This is a genomic window from Streptomyces sp. NBC_01497 (genome assembly GCF_036250695.1).
Classification (GTDB): Bacteria; Actinomycetota; Actinomycetes; order Streptomycetales; family Streptomycetaceae; genus Streptomyces.
Window position 1 is genome coordinate 2076597 of the sequence record NZ_CP109427.1, and the last position, 24461, is coordinate 2101057.

Genomic DNA, 24461 nt, shown 5'->3' on the forward strand with positions numbered 1-24461 from the left:
TGAAACAATCAACACAACCGGAATAAACACAGCTGTTCGTGGTTTCAGAACCAACACAGTGGACGCGAGCATCTATGGACAAGCCCTCGGCCTATTAGTACCGGTCAACTCCACCAGTCACCTGGCTTCCATCTCCGGCCTATCAACCCAGTCGTCTACTGGGAGCCTTACCCCATCAAGTGGGTGGGAGTCCTCATCTCGAAGCAGGCTTCCCGCTTAGATGCTTTCAGCGGTTATCCCTCCCGAACGTAGCCAACCAGCCATGCCCTTGGCAGGACAACTGGCACACCAGAGGTTCGTCCGTCCCGGTCCTCTCGTACTAGGGACAGCCCTTCTCAAGACTCCTGCGCGCGCAGCGGATAGGGACCGAACTGTCTCACGACGTTCTAAACCCAGCTCGCGTACCGCTTTAATGGGCGAACAGCCCAACCCTTGGGACCGACTCCAGCCCCAGGATGCGACGAGCCGACATCGAGGTGCCAAACCATCCCGTCGATATGGACTCTTGGGGAAGATCAGCCTGTTATCCCCGGGGTACCTTTTATCCGTTGAGCGACGGCGCTTCCACAAGCCACCGCCGGATCACTAGTCCCGACTTTCGTCCCTGCTCGACCCGTCAGTCTCACAGTCAAGCTCCCTTGTGCACTTACACTCACCACCTGATTACCAACCAGGCTGAGGGAACCTTTGGGCGCCTCCGTTACCCTTTGGGAGGCAACCGCCCCAGTTAAACTACCCATCAGACACTGTCCCTGATCCGGATCACGGACCCAGGTTAGACATCCAGCACGACCAGAGTGGTATTTCAACAATGACTCCACCTGAACTGGCGTCCAAGCTTCACAGTCTCCCACCTATCCTACACAAGCCGAACCGAACACCAATATCAAACTATAGTAAAGGTCCCGGGGTCTTTCCGTCCTGCTGCGCGAAACGAGCATCTTTACTCGTACTGCAATTTCACCGGGCCTATGGTCGAGACAGTCGAGAAGTCGTTACGCCATTCGTGCAGGTCGGAACTTACCCGACAAGGAATTTCGCTACCTTAGGATGGTTATAGTTACCACCGCCGTTTACTGGCGCTTAAGTTCTCAGCTTCGCCACACCGAAATGTGACTAACCGGTCCCCTTAACGTTCCAGCACCGGGCAGGCGTCAGTCCGTATACATCGCCTTACGGCTTCGCACGGACCTGTGTTTTTAGTAAACAGTCGCTTCTCGCTGGTCTCTGCGGCCACCCCCAGCTCACTGTGCAAGACAGATCACCAAGAATGGCCCCCCTTCTCCCGAAGTTACGGGGGCATTTTGCCGAGTTCCTTAACCATAGTTCACCCGAACGCCTCGGTATTCTCTACCAGACCACCTGAGTCGGTTTAGGGTACGGGCCGCCATAAAACTCGCTAGAGGCTTTTCTCGACAGCATAGGATCATCCACTTCACCACAATCGGCTCGGCATCAGGTCTCAGACACATGCATGGCGGATTTACCTACCACACGTCCTACACCCTTACCCCGGGACAACCACCGCCCGGGATGGACTACCTTCCTGCGTCACCCCATCACTTACCTACTACCACCTTGGACCGGCGGCTCCACCACTCCCCTCAACTCCGAAGAGATCAGGGCGGCTTCACGGCCTTAGCATCAGAGGATTCGATACTGGACGCTCTACAGCGGGTACCGGAATATCAACCGGTTATCCATCGACTACGCCTGTCGGCCTCGCCTTAGGTCCCGACTTACCCTGGGCAGATCAGCTTGACCCAGGAACCCTTAGTCAATCGGCGCACACGTTTCTCACGTGTGAATCGCTACTCATGCCTGCATTCTCACTCGTGAACCGTCCACCACTGCCTTCCGGCGCGGCTTCACCCGGCACACGACGCTCCCCTACCCAACCCAGCACCCGTTGGGGCTATACGCTGGATTGACACGACTTCGGCGGTACGCTTGAGCCCCGCTACATTGTCGGCGCGGAATCACTAGACCAGTGAGCTATTACGCACTCTTTCAAGGGTGGCTGCTTCTAAGCCAACCTCCTGGTTGTCTCTGCGACTCCACATCCTTTCCCACTTAGCGCACGCTTAGGGGCCTTAGTCGATGCTCTGGGCTGTTTCCCTCTCGACCATGGAGCTTATCCCCCACAGTCTCACTGCCGTGCTCTCACTTACCGGCATTCGGAGTTTGGCTAAGGTCAGTAACCCGGTAAGGCCCATCGCCTATCCAGTGCTCTACCTCCGGTAAGAAACACACGACGCTGCACCTAAATGCATTTCGGGGAGAACCAGCTATCACGGAGTTTGATTGGCCTTTCACCCCTAACCACAGGTCATCCCCCAGGTTTTCAACCCTGGTGGGTTCGGTCCTCCACGACCTCTTACAGCCGCTTCAACCTGCCCATGGCTAGATCACTCCGCTTCGGGTCTTGAGCGCGCTACTAAATCGCCCTATTCGGACTCGCTTTCGCTACGGCTCCCCCACACGGGTTAACCTCGCAACACACCGCAAACTCGCAGGCTCATTCTTCAAAAGGCACGCAGTCACGACATGCAAGCAAGCTTGCATGCGACGCTCCCACGGCTTGTAGGCACACGGTTTCAGGTACTATTTCACTCCGCTCCCGCGGTACTTTTCACCATTCCCTCACGGTACTATCCGCTATCGGTCACCAGGGAATATTTAGGCTTAGCGGGTGGTCCCGCCAGATTCACACAGGATTTCTCGAGGCCCGTGCTACTTGGGAAATAAACAAACGAGCCGTACAGATTTCAGCTACGGGGGTCTTACCCTCTACGCCGGGCCTTTCGCATGCCCTTCGCCTATCCATACGGTTTCTGACTCGCCTCACTGCCGGCAGACAATGAAAGTCCACTCCCACGACCCCGCCCACGCAACCCCTGCCGGGTATCACACGTGAACGGTTTAGCCTGATCCAGTTTCGCTCGCCGCTACTCCCGGAATCACTATTGTTTTCTCTTCCTGAGGGTACTGAGATGTTTCACTTCCCCTCGTTCCCTCCACACACCCTATGAGTTCAGGTGCGGGTGACAGCCCATGACGACTGCCGGGTTTCCCCATTCGGACACCCCCGGATCAAAGCTCGGTTGACAGCTCCCCGGGGCCTATCGCGGCCTCCCACGTCCTTCATCGGTTCCTGGTACCAAGGCATCCACCGTGCGCCCTTAAAAACTTGGCCACAGATGCTCGCGTCCACTGTGCAGTTCTCAAACAACGACCAGCCACCCATCACCCCACCCAAACAGGCGAGTTCACTGGGGCCGGCAACCCGAAGACACCAAGCTTTCGCCCATGCCCTCAGACACCCAACAGCGTGCCCGACACATCCCGTCCACCCCTGCATTCCACGCCCCGAAGGACAGTACTAGCAGCAATGATCCGTGATCTGCCGAATAGTCAACGTTCCACCCTTGAGCAACCGGCACCAGACATTCGCTGATGAACCGGCCTCTGACCGGACCCCGAAGGACCCGGTAAGAAATGCTCCTTAGAAAGGAGGTGATCCAGCCGCACCTTCCGGTACGGCTACCTTGTTACGACTTCGTCCCAATCGCCAGTCCCACCTTCGACAGCTCCCTCCACAAGGGTTAGGCCACCGGCTTCGGGTGTTACCGACTTTCGTGACGTGACGGGCGGTGTGTACAAGGCCCGGGAACGTATTCACCGCAGCAATGCTGATCTGCGATTACTAGCGACTCCGACTTCATGGGGTCGAGTTGCAGACCCCAATCCGAACTGAGACCGGCTTTTTGAGATTCGCTCCACCTCGCGGTATCGCAGCTCATTGTACCGGCCATTGTAGCACGTGTGCAGCCCAAGACATAAGGGGCATGATGACTTGACGTCGTCCCCACCTTCCTCCGAGTTGACCCCGGCGGTCTCCCGTGAGTCCCCAGCACCACAAGGGCCTGCTGGCAACACGGGACAAGGGTTGCGCTCGTTGCGGGACTTAACCCAACATCTCACGACACGAGCTGACGACAGCCATGCACCACCTGTACACCGACCACAAGGGGGGCACCATCTCTGATGCTTTCCGGTGTATGTCAAGCCTTGGTAAGGTTCTTCGCGTTGCGTCGAATTAAGCCACATGCTCCGCCGCTTGTGCGGGCCCCCGTCAATTCCTTTGAGTTTTAGCCTTGCGGCCGTACTCCCCAGGCGGGGAACTTAATGCGTTAGCTGCGGCGCGGACCACGTGGAATGTGACCCACACCTAGTTCCCAACGTTTACGGCGTGGACTACCAGGGTATCTAATCCTGTTCGCTCCCCACGCTTTCGCTCCTCAGCGTCAGTAATGGCCCAGAGATCCGCCTTCGCCACCGGTGTTCCTCCTGATATCTGCGCATTTCACCGCTACACCAGGAATTCCGATCTCCCCTACCACACTCTAGTCTGCCCGTATCGAATGCAGACCCGGGGTTAAGCCCCGGGCTTTCACATCCGACGTGACAAACCGCCTACGAGCTCTTTACGCCCAATAATTCCGGACAACGCTTGCGCCCTACGTATTACCGCGGCTGCTGGCACGTAGTTAGCCGGCGCTTCTTCTGCAGGTACCGTCACTTTCGCTTCTTCCCTGCTGAAAGAGGTTTACAACCCGAAGGCCGTCATCCCTCACGCGGCGTCGCTGCATCAGGCTTTCGCCCATTGTGCAATATTCCCCACTGCTGCCTCCCGTAGGAGTCTGGGCCGTGTCTCAGTCCCAGTGTGGCCGGTCGCCCTCTCAGGCCGGCTACCCGTCGTCGCCTTGGTAGGCCATTACCCCACCAACTAGCTGATAGGCCGCGGGCTCATCCTGCACCGCCGGAGCTTTCCACGCACATCCCATGCAGGAGTGCGTCAATATCCGGTATTAGACCCCGTTTCCAGGGCTTGTCCCAGAGTGCAGGGCAGATTGCCCACGTGTTACTCACCCGTTCGCCACTAATCCACCCCGAAAGGCTTCATCGTTCGACTTGCATGTGTTAAGCACGCCGCCAGCGTTCGTCCTGAGCCAGGATCAAACTCTCCGTGAATGCTTTCCCCGTAAACGGGGTGACACCACTCGGAGCGGAACCACAGGAAGGAATAATCCCTGCGGTTCACAGCGTCCTCGCTGTGTTGTGTTACTTCAAAGGAACCTCGTCCACCGGAACCATCCGAAGATTCGGATCGCCCGGCATAATGGACGGGGTATCAACATATCTGGCGTTGACTTTTAGCACGCTGTTGAGTTCTCAAGGAACGGACGCTTCCTTTGGATTCCCTTCCGGGGCTCCTCCGGGCTTTCCCTCCGGTGTTTCTTGCCTTTCGGCTTGCCCCGACTTTATCAGAAGATTTCGGGGCCGTTTCCCACCTTCCCGCAGCGTCCGCAAGTACGTTTGTACTCGCTGCTGCGTTCCGGTGGAGACTGAAACGTACTGGAGCGGGGGGCCTCGATGCAAATCGAGGCCCCCCGCTCCAGGAAACTGCCGACGGGTCGTCAGACCTCAACCACCACGGGCAGGATCATCGGGCGCCTGCGGTAGGTGTCCGAGACCCACTTGCCCACCGTGCGGCGGATGAGCTGCTGGATCTGGTGCGGGTCGGAGACGCCGTCCTGGGCGGATCTGGCGATCGCCTCGTCCACCTTCGGCAGGACGGCCGCGAAAGCGGCGTCGTCGATGCCGGAGCCGCGCGCCTGGAAGTGCGGGCCCCCGACGACCTTGCCGGTCGTGGAGTCGACCACCACGAACACCGACACGATGCCCTCGTCGCCGAGGATGCGCCGGTCCTTGAGGGACGACTCGTCCACGTCACCGACCGAGAGGCCGTCCACGTAGACGTAGCCGGCCTGCACCTTGCCGGTGATCTTCGCCTTGCCGCCGATCAGGTCGACCACCACACCGTCCTCCGCGATGACGATGCGGTCCTTGGGGACCCCCGTCAGCGCGCCCAGTTCGGCGTTGGCACGCAGATGCCGCCACTCGCCGTGGACCGGCATGAGGTTCTTCGGCCGGCAGATGTTGTAGAAGTACAGCAGCTCGCCGGCCGAGGCGTGGCCCGATACGTGGACCTTCGCGTTGCCCTTGTGGATGACGTTCGCGCCCCACCGGGTCAGGCCGTTGATGACGCGGTAGACCGCGTTCTCGTTGCCCGGGATGAGGGACGACGCGAGGATCACGGTGTCGCCCTGGACGATCCGGATCTGGTGGTCGCGGTTGGCCATCCGGGACAGGGCCGCCATGGGCTCGCCCTGAGAACCCGTACAGACGAGCACGACCTCGTGGTCCGGCAGGTCGTCCAGCGTCTTCACGTCCACCACGAGCCCCGGAGGCACCCGCAGGTAGCCGAGGTCCCGGGCGATTCCCATGTTGCGGACCATGGAGCGGCCGACGAAGGCGACCCGGCGGCCGTACTCGTGCGCCGTGTCCAGGATCTGCTGGATCCGGTGGACGTGGCTGGCGAAACTCGCCACGATGATGCGCTTGTTGGCGTTGGCGAAGACCTGCCGCAGCACCCCGGAGATGTCCCGCTCGGGCGGGACGAAGCCGGGGACCTCCGCGTTGGTGGAGTCCGCCAGCAGCAGGTCGATGCCCTCCTCGCCGAGCTTGGCGAAGGTGCGCAGGTCGGTGAGCCGGCCGTCCAGCGGCAGCTGGTCCATCTTGAAGTCACCGGTGTGCACGACCATGCCCGCGGGCGTGCGGATGGCGACGGCGAGCGCGTCGGGGATGGAGTGGTTCACCGCGATGAACTGGCAGTCGAACGGGCCGATGCGCTCGCGGTGCCCTTCCGCCACCTCCAGGGTGTACGGACGGATCCGGTGCTCCTGCAGCTTGGCCTCGATGAGGGCCAGGGTCAGCTTGGAGCCGATGAGCGGGATGTCGGGCTTCAGCCGCAGCAGGTACGGCACACCGCCGATGTGGTCCTCGTGGCCGTGCGTGAGAACGACACCCTCGATGTCGTTCAGCCGCTCCTTCAGGATCGTGAAGTCGGGCAGGATCAGGTCGACGCCGGGCTGCTCCTCCTCGGGGAAGAGCACGCCGCAGTCGACGATGAGCAGGCGGCCGCCGTACTCGAAGACCGTCATGTTGCGGCCGATCTCGCCGAGGCCACCGAGCGGGGTGACGCGGAGGCCGCCCTTGGGCAGCTTCGGCGGGGCGGCGAGTTCGGGATGCGGATGACTCAAAAGACTCTCCTCACCACACGCGCCACGTGCCGCTGAGGCACGTGGCGCGCATGACATTCGTGCACTTGCAGTTGTCGTGTTCCGGGAATCGGTTCCCGGTCATCTGTCGTCGTCTCGTCTTCAGCTATTCAATTGTGAAGTCTGTTGTCAGAGCTGTACCCCGCCGGCGGTGAGGTCGTGCTTGAGCTGGGCGGTCTCCTGCTCGGTGAGTCCGACCAGCGGAAGACGCAGCGGACCGCCCGGGAGGTTGCGCAGGGTCAGCGCGGCCTTGGTGGTGATGACGCCCTGCGTGCGGAACATGCCGATGAAGACCGGCAGCAGTTTCTGGTGGATCTCGGCCGCCTTCTGCACGTCGCCGTGGCTGAACGCCTCGACGAGCTCCCGCAGCTCGGGGGTGGCGACGTGTCCGACGACGGACACGAAACCGACGGCGCCGACGGACAGGAGCGGCAGGTTGAGCATGTCGTCGCCGGAGTACCAGGCGAGGCCCGATTCCGCGATGGCGAGACTGGCGCGGCCCAGGTCGCCCTTGGCGTCCTTGTTGGCGACGATCCGCGGGTGGCGGCCGAGCCGGATCATGGTCTCGGTGTCGATCGGGACGCCGCTGCGGCCCGGGATGTCGTAGAGCATCACCGGGAGGTCGGTGGCGTCCGCGATCGCCGTGAAGTGCTGGAGGAGACCCTCCTGGGGCGGCTTGCTGTAGTACGGCGTCACGGCGAGCAGCCCGTGGGCGCCGGCCCGCTCCGCGGTGCGCGCCAGTTCCAGGCTGTGCCGCGTGTCGTTGGTGCCGACGCCGGCCACGACGTGGGCGCGGTCCCCGACCGCTTCCACCACGGCCCGTACCAGCTGCTCTTTCTCCGCGTCCGTGGTGGTCGGGGACTCACCGGTGGTGCCGTTGAGTACCAGGCCGTCGTTCCCCGCGTCCACCAGGTGGGTGGCGAGCCGCTGGGCACCGTCGACGTCGAGCGTGCCGTCCGCCATGAAGGGCGTGACCATGGCGGTGAGGACCCTGCCGAAGGGGGTCTCGGGAGTAGAGGTCGGAGCCATGGGTAACACGCTACTCGCTGCTCAGCCCGCGGTGTGGCCTCGGGGCACCGGACAAGAGGAGCCCGGCACTGCCTGCTCGGGGGTTCAAGCAGTGCCGGGTCCGTTTGATCAGCCTAGATGAACTTCTCGAAATGCCGCAATACGGACACCTCGGTCGGTGGACCGTACATCTGTGCCCCGGAGGTGCTTTCGGGCCCTTCGGTGGACCCCCGCGCGACGACTGCGTCGCAGGTCAGGGAGCTACCCGGCCGTTGCCGTTGAAGGCCGCGTGCGTGAGGGGCATAAGCCCTCGCCAGTGCTCCTCCATCCGCTCACCGACCATCTCGATCTCCCGCTGGGGGAAGGAGGGGACCGTGGCGCTCTCGTGCTGCGTGCGCAGTCCGAGGAAGTGCATCAGCGAGCGGGCGTTGCACGTCGCGTACATCGACGAGAACAGGCCCACGGGCAGGGTCGCCCGCGCCACCTCGCGCGCGACGCCGGCCGCCAGCATCTCCTGGTACGCGGCGTAGGAGTGCCGGTAGGACTCCTCCATGGCCGCGGTGACCGTCGCGTGCTGTTCGGGGGTGCCGTGCACGAACTCGTACTTCCCCGGCCGGCCCTGCTGGACGAGCTTGCGGTCCTCGCCGGGGACGTAGAAGACGGGCAGCAGCTCGCGATACCTGCCGGACTCCTCGTTGTACGACCATCCGACCCTGTGACGCATGAACTCGCGGAAGACGAAGATCGGGGCGCTGACGAAGAAGGTCATCGAGTTGTGTTCGAACGGGCTGCCGTGGCGGTCCCGCATCAAGTAGTTGATCAGGCCCTTCGAGCGCTCCGGGTCCTTGGACAGCTCCTCCAGGGACTGCTCGCCTGCCGTGGAGACGCGGGCGGCCCACAGGACGTCGGAGTCGGACGCGCTGTGCTTCACCAACTCGACGGCGACATCGCTGCGAAATCTTGGCTCCGGCCCGGCCTTGTCGGTGCTCACCTGCGGGTCCTTCCGGTTCTCTTCGTGTGCCGGGCCCACTGTAGAGGCCCACAGGAGCGGCTTCGTCACCTGGTCGTTCCGCGGTCTTTTCGGGAAGTCCCGGGAATCCGGGCACCCGATCGGTTTGTTTCGCGTCTCAGTGAACAGCAGGGCTGCTGACCGAAGGCAGCCCAGCAACAGGAGGAGACCGCCCCATGTTCCGCCGACGCGAAGGCGTACCTTTCACCTTCCTCGCAGAGGCCGACCGTTTCCGCGACAACGTCGAGCGTCCGCCGAAGCGACGGCCGGCGCGGGGCGAGGTCGCGGGCCGGGCGCTGATCGGGCTGGTCATCGCGGCGGCGTTCGCGGGATCGCTGCTGTTCGGGATGCCCGCGCTCCAGTCCAACCCGACACTGCACCAGGTGCAGCAGTCGGAGGCGTCGCAGCACCACTGAGCCGTGGCCGCGTCCGTCCGGCCCCCTCGGGTGGTCCGGGCGGCCGCGGGATCGGTAGCCTCACCGGGCACAGCAATCGAGCGTGCTTGTGAGTGAGGATCAGTCGTGCCCTTGTCCTTCCTGACGGCCGATCGTGCGTTCGACGCGGACGCCACCGCGTTGCCGTACGACGACCACGATCATTGGCGGCGCCCCTACCGGCCGGGCCCCTGGCGGGTCGGCCTTGCCGCGGTTCTTCTGCTGCTTTCCTCGTTCATCCTGTTCGCAACCGTGATCACCGCGCTCGCCGCGGGCGGTTCGGGCGCCGTGGCGTGTGCCGTGGTCTCCCTCGTGGTGATAGCGGTGGCCCTGCGGATGCTGCGGATGGGGACCTGGGTGAGCAGGCACGGCGTGCGTCGCGTCAGCCTGGTGCGCACCTCCACGGTGGCCTGGGAGCAGGCCTCGGCCGTGCGTACGGTGCAGCAGCCGGTGCGCTGGCTCGGTCTGCCGCGCACGGTGCAGGGCCAGGCCCTGGTGGTCGTACGGCACCGGGGTGAGCAGGTGCCGCTGATGACGACGCACAGCGCGGACTTCCTGTCGAGCGGTGACGCGTTCGACCGGGCCTCCGACGCCGTGGAGGCGTGGGGCGCGGAGTACCGGCGCGCCCGCTGAGGAGACACACCGACCACCGAGGGCCCGTGAGGGGTGCCGGGTGTCAGGCGCGGACGGGTCTGCCGTCGCGGAGCGCTATGGCACGCTGCATCGCCTTGCGGGCCCTTGGTGTGTCCCGGGCGTCGCGGTAGGCGACCGCGAGCCGGAACCAGCAGCGCCAGTCGTCGGGGGTCTCCTCCGTCTCGACGCGGCGGCGTTCGAAGACCGCGTCCGCGGACGCGCGGTCGATGCGTCCGCCCGCGCCGCGGACGAGCTCGTCGACGGGCAGGCCGCCCTCGGCGTCCAGTTCGGCGGCGAGCCGGTTGGCGCGGGTGACGAAGCGGGTGTTCTGCCAGAGGAACCAGGCCCCGATGAACGGCAGGATCAGGACGGCGACGCCGAAGACGACGGTGACCGGGGTGCCGGCCTGGATGAGCCAGACGCCCCGGGTGCCGGCGAGGAAGAAGTAGAAGACGAGGACGACGGCGCCGACGACGTAGGTGATCTTTGCGCTCATGGCTCTGTTGGTCCGGTCCGCTCAGGCGAGGTCGAGGAAGTGTTCCAGGCCGACGGTGAGCCCCGGGGCCCCGACGACGCGCCGGACACCGAGCAGGATGCCGGGCATGAAGCTGCTGTGATGCAGCGAGTCGTGCCGGATGGTGAGGGTCTCGCCCTCGGCGCCGAGGATGACCTCCTGGTGCGCCAGGAGGCCGCGCAGGCGTACGGAGTGGACGCGTACGCCGTCGACGTCGGCGCCGCGTGCTCCTTCCAGGGCGGTCCTGGTGGCGTCCGGCTGGTCGCCGAGGCCCGCGGCGGCGCGGGCCCCGGCGACGAGCTGGGCGGTCCTGGTGGCTGTGCCGGAGGGGGCGTCTGCCTTGTTCGGGTGGTGCAGTTCCACGATCTCGACGGACTCGAACATCCGGGCCGCCAGCTCGGAGAACTTCATGGTGAGCACGGCGCCGATGGAGAAGTTCGGTGCGATGAGCACACCGGTCGTGGGCGAGGCGGCAAGCGACGTGCCGAGTTCGGCGAGGCGCTCCTCGGTCCAGCCCGTGGTCCCGACGACGGCGTGGATGCCATGCCGTACGCAGAAGTCGAGGTTGCCCATCACCGAGGCGGGTGTGGTCAGTTCGACCGCGACCTGGGCGCCGGACTCGACGAGCGTCTCCAGCTTGTCGCCCCGGCCGACGGTCGCGACCAGTTCCATGTCGTCGGCGGCCTCGACGGCCCGTACCGCCTCGGAACCGATACGGCCCTTGGCGCCGAGTACGGCCACACGCAGCTTGCTCATCGCTGAAGTTCTTCCTTCTCGGATCGTGGTGGTGCGGGTCAGGAGACCGCTTCGTCCAGGCGGGCCGCGTCCTTGTCGCCGAGCGGTCCGATGACCGCGAGCGAGGGGCGCCGGCCCAGTAGATCGCGGGCCACTTCGCGGACGTCGTCCGGGGTGACCGCGGCGATCCTGGCGAGGAGGTCGTCCGTGGAGAGGTGGTCGCCCCAGCACAGTTCGCTCTTGCCGACCCGGTTCATGAGGGCGCCGGTGTCCTCCAGGCCCAGCACGGTGGCGCCCGAGAGCTGCCCGATGGCGCGGGCGAGCTCGTCGTCGTCGAGTCCGCCGGCGGCGGCCCGGTCGAGCTCGTCGCGGCAGATCTTCAGCACGTCCCCGACCTGGCCGGGGCGGCAGCCCGCGTAGACGCCGAAGAGGCCGCAGTCCGCGAAGCCCGAGGTGTACGAGTAGACGCTGTACGCCAGGCCGCGCTTCTCCCGTACCTCCTGGAACAGGCGTGAGCTCATGCCACCGCCCAGGGCCGTGTTGAGGACACCGAGCGCCCAGCGGCGCTCGTCGGTACGGGCGAGACCCGGCATCCCGAGGACGACATGGGCCTGCTCGGTGGAGCGGTCGAGGACCTCGACCTTCCCGGCGGTGCGCAGGGCGCGCACGCCCGCGCGCGGGGCGACGGGGACCGCGTCGGTGCGGGTGAGCGCGCCGGCTTTCTCGAAGGCCGCCCGCACCTGCCGTACGAGAGCGGCGTGGTCGACATTGCCCGCGGCGGCGACGATCAGGTGCCGGGGGTCGTAGTGCTTCTTGTAGTAGCGCGTGATGCGCTCGCGGTCGAGGGCCTCGACGGTCTCGACCGTGCCGAGGACGGGCCGGCCCAGCGGCGAGTCGCCGAACATGGTCTGCGCGAACAGGTCGTGCACGATGTCGCCGGGGTCGTCGTCGGTCATCGCGATCTCTTCGAGGATGACCCCGCGCTCCGCCTCGACGTCCGCCTCCTCGATGAGGGAGCCGGTCAGCATGTCGCAGACGATGTCGACGGCGAGCGGCAGATCGGTGTCGAGGACGCGCGCGTAGTAGCAGGTGTACTCCTTCGCCGTGAAGGCGTTCATCTCGCCGCCGACCGCGTCGATGGCGGAGGAGATGTCGAGGGCACTACGTCGCCCGGTGCCCTTGAAGAGGAGGTGTTCCAGGTAGTGGGTGGCGCCGCCGAGCGCCGGGGTCTCGTCACGGGAGCCGGCCTGGACCCAGATGCCGAAGGTCGCGGAGCGGACCGAGGGAAGGGTCTCGGTGACGACGCGGAGGCCGCCGGGCAGGGTGGTGCGGCGGACGGTGCCGACGCCGTTCACGCCCTTGACGAGGGTGCGGGTACGGGCGACGGCCCGCGCCTCCGAAGAGGTGCGGGCCGTCGCCTTGAAGCCGGGGGACGTCACTTGGCGTCTGCGTCCTTCGCGTCGCTCTCGTCAGCGCCCTTGCTGTCGCTCTCCCCGTCGATGACGGGGATGAGGGACAGCTTGCCGCGCTGGTCGATCTCGGCGATCTCGACCTGGACCTTGTGGCCCACGCCGAGGACGTCCTCGACGTTCTCCACGCGCTTGCCGCCGGCGAGCTTGCGGATCTGCGAGATGTGCAGCAGGCCGTCCTTGCCGGGCATCAGGGAGACGAACGCGCCGAACGTGGTCGTCTTGACGACCGTGCCCAGGTAGCGCTCGCCGACCTCCGGCATGGTCGGGTTGGCGATGCCGTTGATCGTGGTGCGGGCGGCCTCGGCGGAGGGCCCGTCGACGGCACCGATGTAGATGGTGCCGTCGTCCTCGATCGTGATGTCGGCGCCGGTGTCCTCCTGGATCTGGTTGATCATCTTGCCCTTGGGGCCGATGACCTCACCGATCTTGTCCACCGGGATCTTGACGGTGATGATGCGCGGCGCGTTCGGGGACATCTCGTCGGGGACGTCGATGGCCTCGTTCATCACGTCGAGGATGTGCAGACGGGCGTCACGGGCCTGCTTCAGCGCCGCGCCGAGCACCGAGGCGGGGATGCCGTTGAGCTTGGTGTCGAGCTGGAGCGCCGTGACGAACGTCTTGGTGCCGGCGACCTTGAAGTCCATGTCGCCGAACGCGTCCTCCGCACCGAGGATGTCGGTGAGGGTGACGTAGTGGGTCTCGCCCTCGATCTCCTGCGAGATCAGGCCCATGGCGATACCGGCGACGGGGGCCTTGAGGGGCACACCGGCGTTCAGCAGCGACATGGTTGAGGCGCAGACCGAGCCCATCGACGTGGAGCCGTTGGAGCCGAGCGCCTCGGAGACCTGGCGGATCGCGTAGGGGAACTCCTCGCGCGACGGCAGGACCGGCAGCAGGGCGCGCTCGGCGAGCGCGCCGTGGCCGATCTCGCGGCGCTTCGGGGAGCCGACGCGGCCCGTCTCGCCGGTGGAGTACGGCGGGAAGTTGTAGTTGTGCATGTAGCGCCTGCGCGTCACCGGGGAGAGGGTGTCGAGCTGCTGCTCCATGCGCAGCATGTTCAGCGTGGTGACACCCAGGATCTGGGTCTCGCCGCGCTCGAACAGGGCGGAGCCGTGCACGCGCGGGATGGCCTCGACCTCGGCGGCCAGGGTGCGGATGTCGGTGACACCGCGGCCGTCGATGCGGACCTTGTCCTTGATGACGCGCTGGCGGACCAGCGTCTTCGTCAGGGAGCGGTACGCGGCGGAGATCTCCTTCTCGCGGCCTTCGAACTGCGGGAGCAGCTTCTCGGCGGCGAGACCCTTGACGCGGTCGAGCTCGGCCTCGCGGTCCTGCTTGCCCGCGATGGTGAGCGCCTGGGAGAGCTCGTCCTGGACAGCGGCGGTGAGCGCCTCCAGGACGTCGTCCTGGTAGTCGAGGAAGATCGGGAACTCACCGGTCGGCTTGGCGGCCTTGGCGGCGAGGTCGGCCTGGGCGCGGCAGAGGACCTTGATGAACGGCTTCGCCGCTTCGAGACCGGCGGCGACGACCTCCTCCGTGGGGGCCTCCGCGCCGTCCTTCACCAGCTGGATCGTCTTGTCGGTGGCCTCGGCCTCGACCATCATGATCGCGACGTCGCCGTCCTCCAGGACACGGCCGGCGACGACCATGTCGAAGACGGCGTCCTCCAGCTCCGTGTGCGTGGGGAAGGCGACCCACTGGCCCTTGATCAGGGCGACACGGGTGCCGCCGATCGGACCGGAGAAGGGCAGGCCCGCCAGCTGCGTGGAGCAGGAGGCGGCGTTGATCGCGACCACGTCGTAGAGGTGGTCGGGGTTGAGCGCCATGATCGTCTCGACGACCTGGATCTCGTTGCGCAGGCCCTTCTTGAAGGACGGGCGCAGCGGCCGGTCGATCAGGCGGCAGGTGAGGATGGCGTCCTCGGAGGGGCGGCCCTCCCTGCGGAAGAAGGAGCCGGGGATCTTGCCGGCCGCGTACATGCGCTCCTCGACGTCCACCGTGAGGGGGAAGAAGTCGAGTTGGTCCTTGGGCTTCTTCGAAGCGGTGGTCGCCGACAGCACCATGGTGTCGTCGTCCAGGTACGCCACGGCGGAACCGGCGGCCTGCCTGGCCAGCCGGCCCGTCTCGAAGCGGATGGTGCGGGTGCCGAAGGTGCCATTGTCGATGACGGCCTCGGCGTAGTGGGTCTCGTTCTCCACCAGCGTCTTCTCCTCGTCTTCGTCCGCCGCCCGTGTGGCGGTGGACGCTGCGGAGGGGCGCCCTTTGGTGCTTGCCGGTCTTCGATCGAAGCACCCGGTGCGCACGCGCCGCCGGGTTTCGCCCCTGAGGGCTCGGCCGTGGCGCGGGTGCGTCTTCCGGATGCCACTACCGAGGACCGGCGGCGGCGGAGGGCGCTCCTCCTCGCTTACTTCTTCTGTGCTTGCTTCTTCTGTGCTTACTTCTTCTGTGCTCTTCGGTACCGCTTGTGCGTGGTACTCGTCAGCCAGAGTACTGAGCCCCGGCACGTGATGGCATTCCGGCCGGGCCGTGCATACGGCGAAGGGAGCGGTTCCCGGTGTGGGAACCGCTCCCTTCGCACCGTGTTACTTGGCGCCCGCGGCGCCGCGGCGGATGCCGAGACGGTCGACCAGCGTACGGAAACGCTGGATGTCCTTCTTGGCGAGGTACTGCAGCAGGCGGCGGCGCTGGCCCACCAGGATCAGCAGACCACGACGGGAGTGGTGGTCGTGCTTGTGGGTCTTGAGGTGCTCGGTCAGGTCCGAGATGCGGCGGGACAGGAGGGCGACCTGGACCTCGGGGGATCCGGTGTCACCTTCCTTGGTGCCGAACTCGTCCATGATCTGCTTCTTGGTGGTGGTGTCGAGCGACACTCGTACTCCTCGTGGTCTTCATGGGCCGCCGAGCGCCCCGGGTCGTATTCTCCGGGGGACTTCCATGACTCGGGTGGCTGCCCGCTCGTCCTGTGTCCCTCGCGTACGGGTCTGCGGCGGTGCCGCACCGTGGCGGTGGGTGGACGGACGGGTACCGGTCAGACTACCAGCCGGTTCGGGCCGCCCCGACCAGGGCCCGGAACGCTCCGGGCGGGCCGGGCCCAGCGGTCAGCTGGTGAGGGCGCGGGCCCTGGCGAAGACGTCGAGGACGGCCAGGCACAGCGGTACGAGCGACAGCAGGACGGCACCCTCGGCGAGGTCGAGGAGGCGGCCCCAGAACGGTGAGAGCCCCTTGCGCGGGATGATCAGCCCGATTGCGGTGAGCAGGGCGGCACCGACGGCGACGCTCGCGGCGAGCCAGACGGTGCGCAGGTCGAGCGGGCCGTGGTCGCCGTGGCGCAGGAGTTCGCCGACGGGGCCGGCGGGCGGGTTGAGGCAGAGGCCGAGGACGAGCAGGGCCACGGCCGCGAGGCCGGCGACGAGCGCGCAGGTGACCTGTGAGGTGTAGCGGAAGAGGCGGGCGCGCAGCAGCATCGCGAGGCCGGAGGTGAGGGCCAGCAGCTGGCCGTACAGGTTGTCGGAGAAGCCGAGGACCGCCGCGGCGGCGACGACGACGGCGGCGCACCCGCCGACCAGGCCGAGCAGCATCTCGTGGCCGCGGCGGGCCTGGGCCGCGATGCGTTCGGTGTCGACGGGCTCCGCGACGGTCGCCGGATCGGGCTCGACCGTGTCGAAGCCGCCGTTGGCGCCGCGGGGCGTCGCGTAGCCGATGGGCAGCCGGGCGAAGCGGGCGGAGAGGCCGGGCAGGAAGGCGACGAGTCCGACGGCGACCGGCGCGCAGACCGCGGCGGTCTCGCGGGCGGACGCCCCGGTGAGGATCTCGCCGAACGTGGCGAGGGTGCCGACCGCCGCGAGGAAGGTGGCGGCGACGAAGGGCGCGTCCCCGCTCGGGGTGAGCGCGACGAGCGTGACGGACGCGACGAGCACGGTGACGCAGCCCAGCAGGAACTGCAGGCGTCCCGGTCCCTGGCCCGCGTCGGGGGCGAGGATGCCGGAGCCCCCGATGAGCAGCAGCGGGAGGGCGCCGAGGCCCAGGGCGACGGCCGCGGCGCGGTCCGCGTAGACCCTGGCCCGTACGCCGGACAGCGCGGTCAGCAGGACGCCGGCGCCGCCCGCGATGATGCCGGGCAGGCTGTGCATGTCGTGGCGGACGGGGTCGGCGAACCAGAGGACGAACCCGAGGAGTACGAGCAGCAGGCCGCCGCCGACGAGGCCCGCGCCGCGCATCAGGTCGTCGCTCCACAGGTGCCGGTCGCGGCGCACGGCCGCGGCGACGGCGTCGGACACGTCGTCGAAGACCGCCGGCGGCAGTGACTGTGCGAACGGCCGCAGGGCCAGCACCTCGCCGTCGAGGACCTGTTGGCCCGCGAGGGTGCGCGCGCCGTCGAGGACGGTGCCGTCGCGCCGTACGAGGTGGTAGCCGGTCGGTGCACCCACGGGCTGGGTCTGGCCCGTCAGCCGCAGGATCTCCGGATAGATGTCGGCGACCGCGATGTCCTCGGGGAGTGCCACGTCGATCCGGCTGTCCGGTGCCACCACCGTGACGCGACAGAACCCCGTCGCCGCGCTCGTACTCACGTGTTCCGACCCCCTGAATCCGCCCGTTCCCGTGCCGGTCGCCGCGCCGGTCCCGCGGGTGTCGTCCCGTTCGCCGGTTCGCGGTTGCGCACGGTGCGCGCGCCACCCTACCGGGCGTCGCAACCACCGGCTGCCAGTAGGATCGCGCTGCTGCAAGTGAGCCGCCGCCACGGGGGCGCCGGTACGGAACCATCCGCCCGTATTGAGGAATTGGTGCGCCGGTGAGCCAGATCGTCGTCAAACGACCACCGCGGTCCCTTCCGCCGGAAGTGCCCACGGAACCACTGACCCTTGAGGCACCTCCGGAGCTTCCGCGGGGGCAGCAGGAGGGCATGCTGATGCAGGTCCTGCCGGTCCTCGGCATGGGCTCGTCGGTGGTGTTCTTCTTCTCCCCGCAGGCCGCTCCGTTCATGCGCATCATGGGTGTGCTGATGCTGGTGTCGACGGTCGGCATGGTGATCGCGCAGATCTTCCGCTTCCGCCGCGGCACGCAGGGGCAGATGTCCGATGTGCGGCGGGACTACCTCAAGTACCTCTCCCAGTCCCGGCGTACGGTCCGCAGGACCGCGCGCTCCCAGCGCGACGCGCAGTTGTTCCTGCACCCGGCGCCCGAACAGCTGTGGACCGTGGTCGCGGAGGGCTCCCGGCTGTGGGAACGGCGCGTGGGAGACGCGGACTTCGGCCAGGCGCGGATCGGGCTGGGAGCGCAGCAGCTCGCCACACCGCTGGTCGCGCCGGACACCGCGCCGGTGGACGAGCTGGAGCCGCTGACGGCCGGTGCGATGCAGCGTTTCCTCGCGGTGCACGGTTCGCTGGACGCACTGCCGATGGCGGTGTCGATGCGGGCGTTCTACCACGTGACGGTGTCGGGTGATCCGGAGTCCGCGCAGTCGGCGGCGCGTGCGCTGGTGGCACAGCTGGTGACACTGCACTCGCCGGAGGACCTGATGGTCGCGGTGGTGGCGGCGCCGCAGGCGGTGCCGCGGTGGGACTGGACCAAGTGGCTGCCGCACACGCAGGTGCCGGGGCAGCTCGACGGTGCCGGTACGAAGCGGTTGTTCGGTGACGACCTGGGCGAGATCGAGCAGTTGCTGCGCTCGCGCCTCGACGGGCGGCCCCGGTTCGGCCGGGACACCCAGCCGGTGCTGGACCAGCCGCATGTGGTGGTCGTCCTCGACGGTGGGATGGTGCCGCCCGACTCGCTGTTCGCGGCGGCCGAGGGTGTGCAGGGCGTGACCATCGTCGAGGTGGTGCACGGCGACCTGGACGAGATGCGCGGCGGTCTGTCCGTCGTCGTCCAACCGGGGCGGCTGCGGCTGGAGTCGGGTGGCGGCATGGCGTACGAGGGGCTGCCTGACGGCATCTCGCTGCCGGCGGCCGAGGCGCTGGCACGGCAGCTGGCGCCGATGCGCACGGGCGGCGGCGACGAGGACGAACCGCTGCTGGCGAACCTCGACTTCACGGACCTGCTGAAACTGGGCGACGCGGGCGCCGTCGACGTCGCCCGCACCTGGCGTCCCCGCTCGATCGCGGAGCGGCTGCGCGTGCCGATCGGAGTGGGCGAGGACGGCCAGCCGGTGATGCTCGACCTCAAGGAGGCCGCGCAGGAGGGCATGGGCCCGCACGGGCTGTGCGTGGGCGCGACGGGCTCGGGCAAGTCGGAGCTGCTGCGCACCCTGGTGCTCGGGCTCGCGGTGACGCACTCGTCGGAGACCCTCAACTTCGTGCTCGCCGACTTCAAGGGCGGTGCGACGTTCGCGGGCATGTCGCAGATGCCGCACGTGGCGGCCGTCATCACCAACCTGGCGGACGACCTGACCCTCGTGGACCGCATGGGTGACGCGATCCGCGGCGAGTTGCAGCGGCGGCAGGAGCTGCTGCGCTCGGCGGGCAACTACGCGAACATGCACGACTACGAGAAGGCGCGGGCGGCGGGCGCCGCGCTGGAACCCCTGGCGTCCCTGGTGCTCGTCATCGACGAGTTCTCCGAACTCCTCACGGCGAAGCCCGACTTCATCGACATGTTCATCCAGATCGGCCGGATCGGCCGTTCCCTGGGCGTGCACCTGCTGCTCGCGTCGCAGCGTCTGGAGGAGGGCAAGCTGCGCGGACTCGACACGTACCTCTCCTACCGGGTGGGCCTGCGGACGTTCTCCGCGGCCGAGTCGCGCACGGCGCTCGGTGTGCCGGACGCGTACCACCTGCCGGCGGTGCCGGGCTCCGGGTATCTGAAGTTCGGTACGGACGTCATGACGCGCTTCAAGGCCGCCTACGTCTCGGGCACCTACCGCACGGCCGGGCCGGACGTGGCCGTGGGGCAGCTGCCGCTCGACCGGCGGCCCACGCTGTTCACGGCGGTACCGGTCCCCGTGGTGTACGCGGGCCCGGCGCGGGCGCCCGAGCGTTCCGAGCGGGACGACGCGCTCGCGGACACCGTCCTCGACGTGATCGTGCGCCGCCTCGACGGGCAGGGCGTACCGGCGCACCAGGTGTGGCTGCCGCCGCTCGACCAGGCGCCGACCCTCGACTACCTGCTGCCGGGCATCGCGCCCACCGAGCAGCGCGGCCTGACGGCGGTCGACTACACGCGTCCCGGCGGGCTCACCGTGCCGCTCGGCCTGATCGACAAGCCCTTCGAGCAGCGGCGGGAGGTGCTGTACCGGGACTTCTCCGGCGCGGCCGGCCACATGCTGGTGGTGGGCGGCCCGCAGTCCGGCAAGTCCACCCTGATGCGGACGCTGGTGGCGTCCTTCGCGCTCACCCACACACCGGAGGAAGTGCAGTTCTACGGGCTCGACTTCGGTGGTGGCGGCCTCTCGTCGCTGGCCGACCTGCCGCATGTCGGCGGGATCGCCTCACGGCTCGACCCCGAACGGGTGCGGCGCACCGTGGCCGAGGTGCTCGGTGTGCTCAACCGGCGCGAGGAGATGTTCCGTTCGCAGGGCGTCGACTCGATCGGCACCTACCGGCGCAGGCGGGCGGCGGGCGACTTCCGGAGCGAGAGCTGGGGCGACGTCTTCCTCGTCATCGACGGGTGGGGCGGCTTCAAGAACGAGTACGACATGCTGGAGCCGGTGATCGCGGACATCGCGGCACGCGGGCTCGGGTACGGCGTGCACATCGTGATCACGGCGGCCCGGTACATGGAGGTCCGCTCGGCGCTGAAGGACCAGATGCTGGGCCGTCTCGAACTGCGCCTCGGTGACGTGATGGACTCGGAGTTCGACCGCAAGGTCGCGGCGAACGTGCCGCCGGGCGTACCGGGCCGTGGCCAGGTCCCGCAGAAGCTGCACTTCATGAGCGCACTGCCGCGGATGGACGGGGTGAGCAGTGCCGCGGACCTCTCGGAGGGCACGGAGGCGTTCGTCGCGTCCGTACGCGGCCACTGGAGCGGCCCGAAGGCACCGCCGGTGCGACTGCTGCCGCGCAAGCTGCCGGCCGAACAGCTCCCGAAGGGCTTCGAGTTCCCGCAGCAGGGCATCGCGATCGGCATCGACGAGACCAATCTGGAGCCGGTGTTCGTCGACTTCGAGACCGACCCGTTCTTCGTCGTCTTCGGTGAGAGCGAGTCGGGCAAGACGGCGCTGCTGCGGCTCATGGCGAAGCAGATCGCGGAGCGCTACACACCGGAGCAGGCACGGATCGTGGTGGGCGACTACCGGCGCTCCCTGCTGGAGGCGGTGCCGGAGAGCCACCTGCTGGAGTACGCGCCGATGGCGTCCGCGATGGACGTGCACATGGACGCGATCGCCACGGTGATGGGCAAGCGCGCGCCGAAGCCCGACATCACACCGCAGCAACTGCGGGACCGCAGCTGGTGGTCGGGCCCGCAGCTGTTCGTGATCGTCGACGACTACGAGCTGGTGGCGGCGGGTTCCAGCAACCCGATGACCCGCCTCGTCGACAACCTTCCCTTCGCGCGGGACGTCGGTGTGCGGTTCATCATCGCGCGCAACGCGGCGGGCGCGTCCCGCTCCAGCTTCGAGCCGTTCATGCAGCGGGTGAAGGAACTCGGCGCGCAGGGGCTGGTGTTGTCGGGCGACCCGGGCGAGGGCGACATCCTCGGCCATGTCAGGGCGCGCCGGATGCCGCCGGGGCGGGGCACGTTCGTCTCCCGCAGGCGGGGCACGCCCCTGGTGCAGGCAGGCTGGCTGCCGGACCGGTGAGCGCGTCCGGGACCGGTGGGGCCGGCGCCCGCTGCCGGCCGCCGGCCCGGACCGTCGCGGCCTGCGGCATTCGGCCGCGGGACCGTTCACCCCGCCAGTAGGCTGGTTCCCGCACCGCAGTGAAGACACCGCCGGGAGGAACGACGCCGATGGCCGACGCAGTGGACAAGCAACGCGTCAAGGAGGAGCTCTACGCCCTGGACATCTCCGGGGCCGAGTGGCTCGGAGCACCCGGCACGGAGGGCGACGAGGAGCGCGTCGAGATCGCGTACCTGCCCGAGGGCGCGGTGGCGATGCGGTCGTCGAAGGACCACACGACCGTGCTCAGGTACACCAAGGCGGAGTGGGACGCGTTCGTACTCGGCGCGCGCGACGGGGAGTTCGACCTCGACGCGCAGCAGCCGCCGGCCGCCGGGGCCGAGGCCTAGCCCGCCGGCACACGGCCCGCGGCACACGGCGCGCGCCGGCCGCGACGTCGCAGCGGAAGGGGGGTGCCCACCACCTGGTGGGCACCCCCCTTCCGGATGCTGTGGCGAGGGTCCCGGCCGGTCCCCGCGGGGCCCGGCGGGACCTGCCGGTCAGCCCATGGACATGCGGAACCGGGCCGCGTTGCCGCGGTCCGTGTCCTGGTAGCCCACGACGGCCGCGTCGAGCAGGGAGGCGATCCGGGCCAGGTCCTGGTTCATGCCGTCCATCTGCGCGGTCAGGTCGGCCTGCCGGTCGTGGTAGGCGTCCTTCGCCTGGCCGTCCCAGTTCTCGGCGACGCGCTTCACGCGGCCCATCAGGTCGGTGAGTTCGCTCGTGAGCTCACTGGCCGTGCGACGGACGTCGCTCGCGGCCGTGGTGACGGTGTCGTAGTTGACTGCTGTGGTCATGTCTCGCTCCTCGATGCCGGGTACCGCGGCAAAGTGATGGTCCGGACGGTGCGCGGTGGGGATTGCGACGGGCCGGGCAGGCTCAGGCCATGCCCAGGATCGCGCTCTGCCCCGACACCGTGTCGTCCATCTGCCGGAACGTCTTGATGCGCTCCTGCTCTTCGTTGGTGAAGCCGTGAGCGCTCATCCGCATGATCTGCTCAAGCTCGATGAGGTCGACGCGCATCGCGCGCAGCCGCGCGTTGAGGTCCTTCTGCGCGGTGTCGTACGCCTGGCTCGCCGCGCCCTTCCAGCCGCCCTGGATCCGGTCGATGACCGCGTTCAGCGAGGTGATGCGACGCTGGAGCTCATCGTGGAAGTTCTGGATGCGACCGGCCAGATCGGTCTGGTCGTCCGCGGTTACGTTCAGGTCCTGCGACATCCTGCCCTCTTCTCCCTGGTCCGACTGCGTGCCACTACGGGCGGGAAAGTGCTCGGTGCCGCCCCCGTTGCCGGGGCCGCGCACGCACGGCCCCACAGCAACTCTAGCCATTCGCCACGGGTGTTCCAACCGGAAAGCGCACGACCGGTACACGCTCGCTACACGCGGCCCCGGCCCCCGCCCGCACGGCCCGCGGCCTTCTTGCGGCTGTCGCGCAGGATGACGGCGGTGCCGCCGACGACGGCGACGAGCACCACCCCGATACCCAGGGTGTACGTCGCGTAGCGGCGGCCGCGCTCCTCGGGCGTCTCCGACAGCGTGAGCCGCGCGGGCTGCGGCGCCGGGGGCTTCGGGGGCCCGGGGTCGGGGCGCGGCGACTCGACCGGCGCGCCGTCGCCGCTGACCGCGGCGACCGGATCGACGACACCCCAACCGACGAAGTCGTCGTGGCCGTTGACGCTGCGTTCCGCGGTCTGCTCGATCTGGGCGACGACCTCCTGGGCCGTCCATTTCGGATGCTCGCCGCGCAGCAGCGCCGCCACACCGGCGACGTACGGGGCGGAGAAGCTGGTCCCGTTGTCGAGGCACTGGCCGTTGCCCGGCACGGTGGAGACGATGTCCACACCGGGCGCGGCGACCCCGACGAACCCACCGGGCTGCGAGAAGGCGGCACGCTCGTTGTCCCGGTCGGACGCGGCGACCGCGAGCACCCCGGGGAACGCCGCCGGGTAGGTGTCGCGTGCCTGTCCGTCCGTGCCGTCGTTGCCCGCCGAGGCGACCACCACGACCTGGTGGTCGAGGGCGAACCGGACGGCCTGGGCGAGCTTGGAGTCCGGGCCGAGGGGTTCCGCCGTGTCCTGCGAGATGTTGATGACGCCCGCGTGCTGCCCGACGGCGTACCGGATGGCCTGGGCCATGGTGTCCGACTTGCCGCTGTTCTTCTCGTCGTTCTGCCGGATCGGGATGATCGTCGCCTCGGGCGCGAGGCCCACGAAGCCGGTGCCGGAGCGCGGCCGGGCCGCGATGATCCCGGCCACCTTGGTGCCGTGGCCGACGGTGTCCGTGGTGCCGCGGGTCTTGCCGAGGTAGTCCTTCCCCGCCTTGGCGTCCACCGCGCTCTTGAGCTGCGGGTTCGCGGTGTCGACGCCAGTGTCTATGACAGCGACGCGCACCCCCTTGCCCCGGGTGGTCTTCCACAGCTCGTCGAGCAGGAGCCGCTGCAGCGGCCAGGGCGTGCCCGCGATCTGCTTCTTCATCGGGAAGGTGCACTCGCCGCTGCCGTCCAGCGCGGTGGCCGCCGCGGGAGCCGCCGGGCGCGGCGCGGCCGACGCGGCGGGCGGCAGCGCGGCGAGCGCCGCGAGGGCGGCGGCCGAGGCCAGGAGCGCCGCTCTGGTCAGCCGCAGGGGGTGCGGGTGCGTCGTCGGCCGGTGCGTCATCGGCTG

Annotated in this window: 16 protein-coding genes and 2 rRNA genes; 4 read left to right on the plus strand and 14 right to left on the minus strand. The window is 67.8% G+C overall.

Annotated features, from left to right (window positions below; translation table 11 throughout):
- Positions 1-74: 74 nt before the first annotated feature.
- The 5 genes from OG310_RS08755 to thyX form a co-directional block, all read right to left on the minus strand.
- Positions 75-3196, minus strand: a 23S ribosomal RNA gene (locus OG310_RS08755).
- Positions 3197-3509: 313 nt separating this feature from the next.
- Positions 3510-5034 (minus strand): 16S ribosomal RNA (locus tag OG310_RS08760).
- Together the 16S and 23S rRNA genes form the textbook arrangement of a ribosomal RNA operon.
- A gap of 446 nt (positions 5035-5480) precedes the next feature.
- Entirely contained in the window at positions 5481-7166 is a 1686-nt protein-coding gene (locus OG310_RS08765; protein WP_329455315.1) for a ribonuclease J, read from the minus strand.
- 147 nt (positions 7167-7313) lie between these two features.
- Positions 7314-8213 (minus strand): 4-hydroxy-tetrahydrodipicolinate synthase, encoded by a 900-nt coding sequence (gene dapA / locus OG310_RS08770; RefSeq protein WP_329455316.1) that lies wholly within the window; start codon positions 8211-8213, stop codon positions 7314-7316.
- A 232-nt stretch (positions 8214-8445) separates the two neighbouring features.
- Complete coding sequence (gene thyX / locus OG310_RS08775; protein ID WP_329455317.1) at positions 8446-9183, minus strand: FAD-dependent thymidylate synthase; 738 nt, start codon at positions 9181-9183, stop codon at positions 8446-8448.
- 194 nt (positions 9184-9377) lie between these two features.
- Here thyX and OG310_RS08780 point away from each other — a divergent pair, with 194 nt between their 5' ends.
- Together OG310_RS08780 and OG310_RS08785 are read left to right on the plus strand one after the other, a co-directional pair.
- The gene (locus OG310_RS08780) at positions 9378-9617 is read left to right on the plus strand and encodes a hypothetical protein (RefSeq protein ID WP_329455318.1); all 240 of its coding nucleotides are present in this window, start codon (positions 9378-9380) and stop codon (positions 9615-9617) included.
- 105 nt (positions 9618-9722) lie between these two features.
- Entirely contained in the window at positions 9723-10268 is a 546-nt protein-coding gene (locus OG310_RS08785) for a hypothetical protein (RefSeq protein WP_329455319.1), read from the plus strand.
- Positions 10269-10311: 43 nt separating this feature from the next.
- Here OG310_RS08785 and OG310_RS08790 read toward each other — a convergent pair whose 3' ends face one another.
- The 6 genes from OG310_RS08790 to eccD all read right to left on the minus strand — a co-directional run bounded on the left by OG310_RS08790 (position 10312) and on the right by eccD (position 17557).
- Positions 10312-10764, minus strand: coding sequence for a tetratricopeptide repeat protein (locus OG310_RS08790; protein WP_329455320.1), 453 nt, complete (start codon positions 10762-10764; stop codon positions 10312-10314).
- A gap of 21 nt (positions 10765-10785) precedes the next feature.
- Positions 10786-11538, minus strand: coding sequence for a 4-hydroxy-tetrahydrodipicolinate reductase (gene dapB / locus OG310_RS08795; protein WP_329455321.1), 753 nt, complete (start codon positions 11536-11538; stop codon positions 10786-10788).
- Positions 11539-11576: 38 nt separating this feature from the next.
- Positions 11577-12956: a M16 family metallopeptidase gene (locus OG310_RS08800; RefSeq protein ID WP_329455322.1), complete on the minus strand. Its 1380-nt coding sequence runs from the start codon at positions 12954-12956 to the stop codon at positions 11577-11579.
- The gene (locus OG310_RS08805; protein WP_329455323.1) at positions 12953-15187 is read right to left on the minus strand and encodes a polyribonucleotide nucleotidyltransferase; all 2235 of its coding nucleotides are present in this window, start codon (positions 15185-15187) and stop codon (positions 12953-12955) included. Before OG310_RS08805 ends, OG310_RS08800 begins: the two co-directional genes overlap by 4 nt.
- Positions 15188-15571: 384 nt before the next feature.
- Complete coding sequence (gene rpsO, locus OG310_RS08810; protein WP_329455324.1) at positions 15572-15859, minus strand: 30S ribosomal protein S15; 288 nt, start codon at positions 15857-15859, stop codon at positions 15572-15574.
- A gap of 228 nt (positions 15860-16087) precedes the next feature.
- A complete protein-coding gene (gene eccD, locus OG310_RS08815; protein ID WP_329455325.1) occupies positions 16088-17557 on the minus strand; it encodes a type VII secretion integral membrane protein EccD in 1470 nt (489 codons plus the stop codon).
- 221 nt (positions 17558-17778) lie between these two features.
- On the opposite strand from eccD, the gene eccCa reads away from it, so the two are divergent.
- Both eccCa and OG310_RS08825 read left to right on the plus strand, forming a co-directional pair.
- The gene (gene eccCa, locus OG310_RS08820; RefSeq protein WP_329455326.1) at positions 17779-21723 is read left to right on the plus strand and encodes a type VII secretion protein EccCa; all 3945 of its coding nucleotides are present in this window, start codon (positions 17779-17781) and stop codon (positions 21721-21723) included.
- Between the two features lie 149 nt (positions 21724-21872).
- Positions 21873-22151 (plus strand): DUF397 domain-containing protein, encoded by a 279-nt coding sequence (locus OG310_RS08825; protein WP_329455327.1) that lies wholly within the window; start codon positions 21873-21875, stop codon positions 22149-22151.
- Positions 22152-22301: 150 nt separating this feature from the next.
- Here OG310_RS08825 and OG310_RS08830 read toward each other — a convergent pair whose 3' ends face one another.
- The 3 genes from OG310_RS08830 to mycP form a co-directional block, all read right to left on the minus strand.
- On the minus strand, positions 22302-22598 hold the full coding sequence (locus OG310_RS08830) for a WXG100 family type VII secretion target (protein ID WP_329455328.1): 297 nt from the start codon (positions 22596-22598) through the stop codon (positions 22302-22304).
- A gap of 82 nt (positions 22599-22680) precedes the next feature.
- Entirely contained in the window at positions 22681-23019 is a 339-nt protein-coding gene (locus OG310_RS08835; RefSeq protein ID WP_329455329.1) for a WXG100 family type VII secretion target, read from the minus strand.
- A gap of 158 nt (positions 23020-23177) precedes the next feature.
- Positions 23178-24455 (minus strand): type VII secretion-associated serine protease mycosin, encoded by a 1278-nt coding sequence (gene mycP / locus OG310_RS08840; RefSeq protein ID WP_329455330.1) that lies wholly within the window; start codon positions 24453-24455, stop codon positions 23178-23180.
- Between the last annotated feature and the right edge of the window lie 6 nt (positions 24456-24461).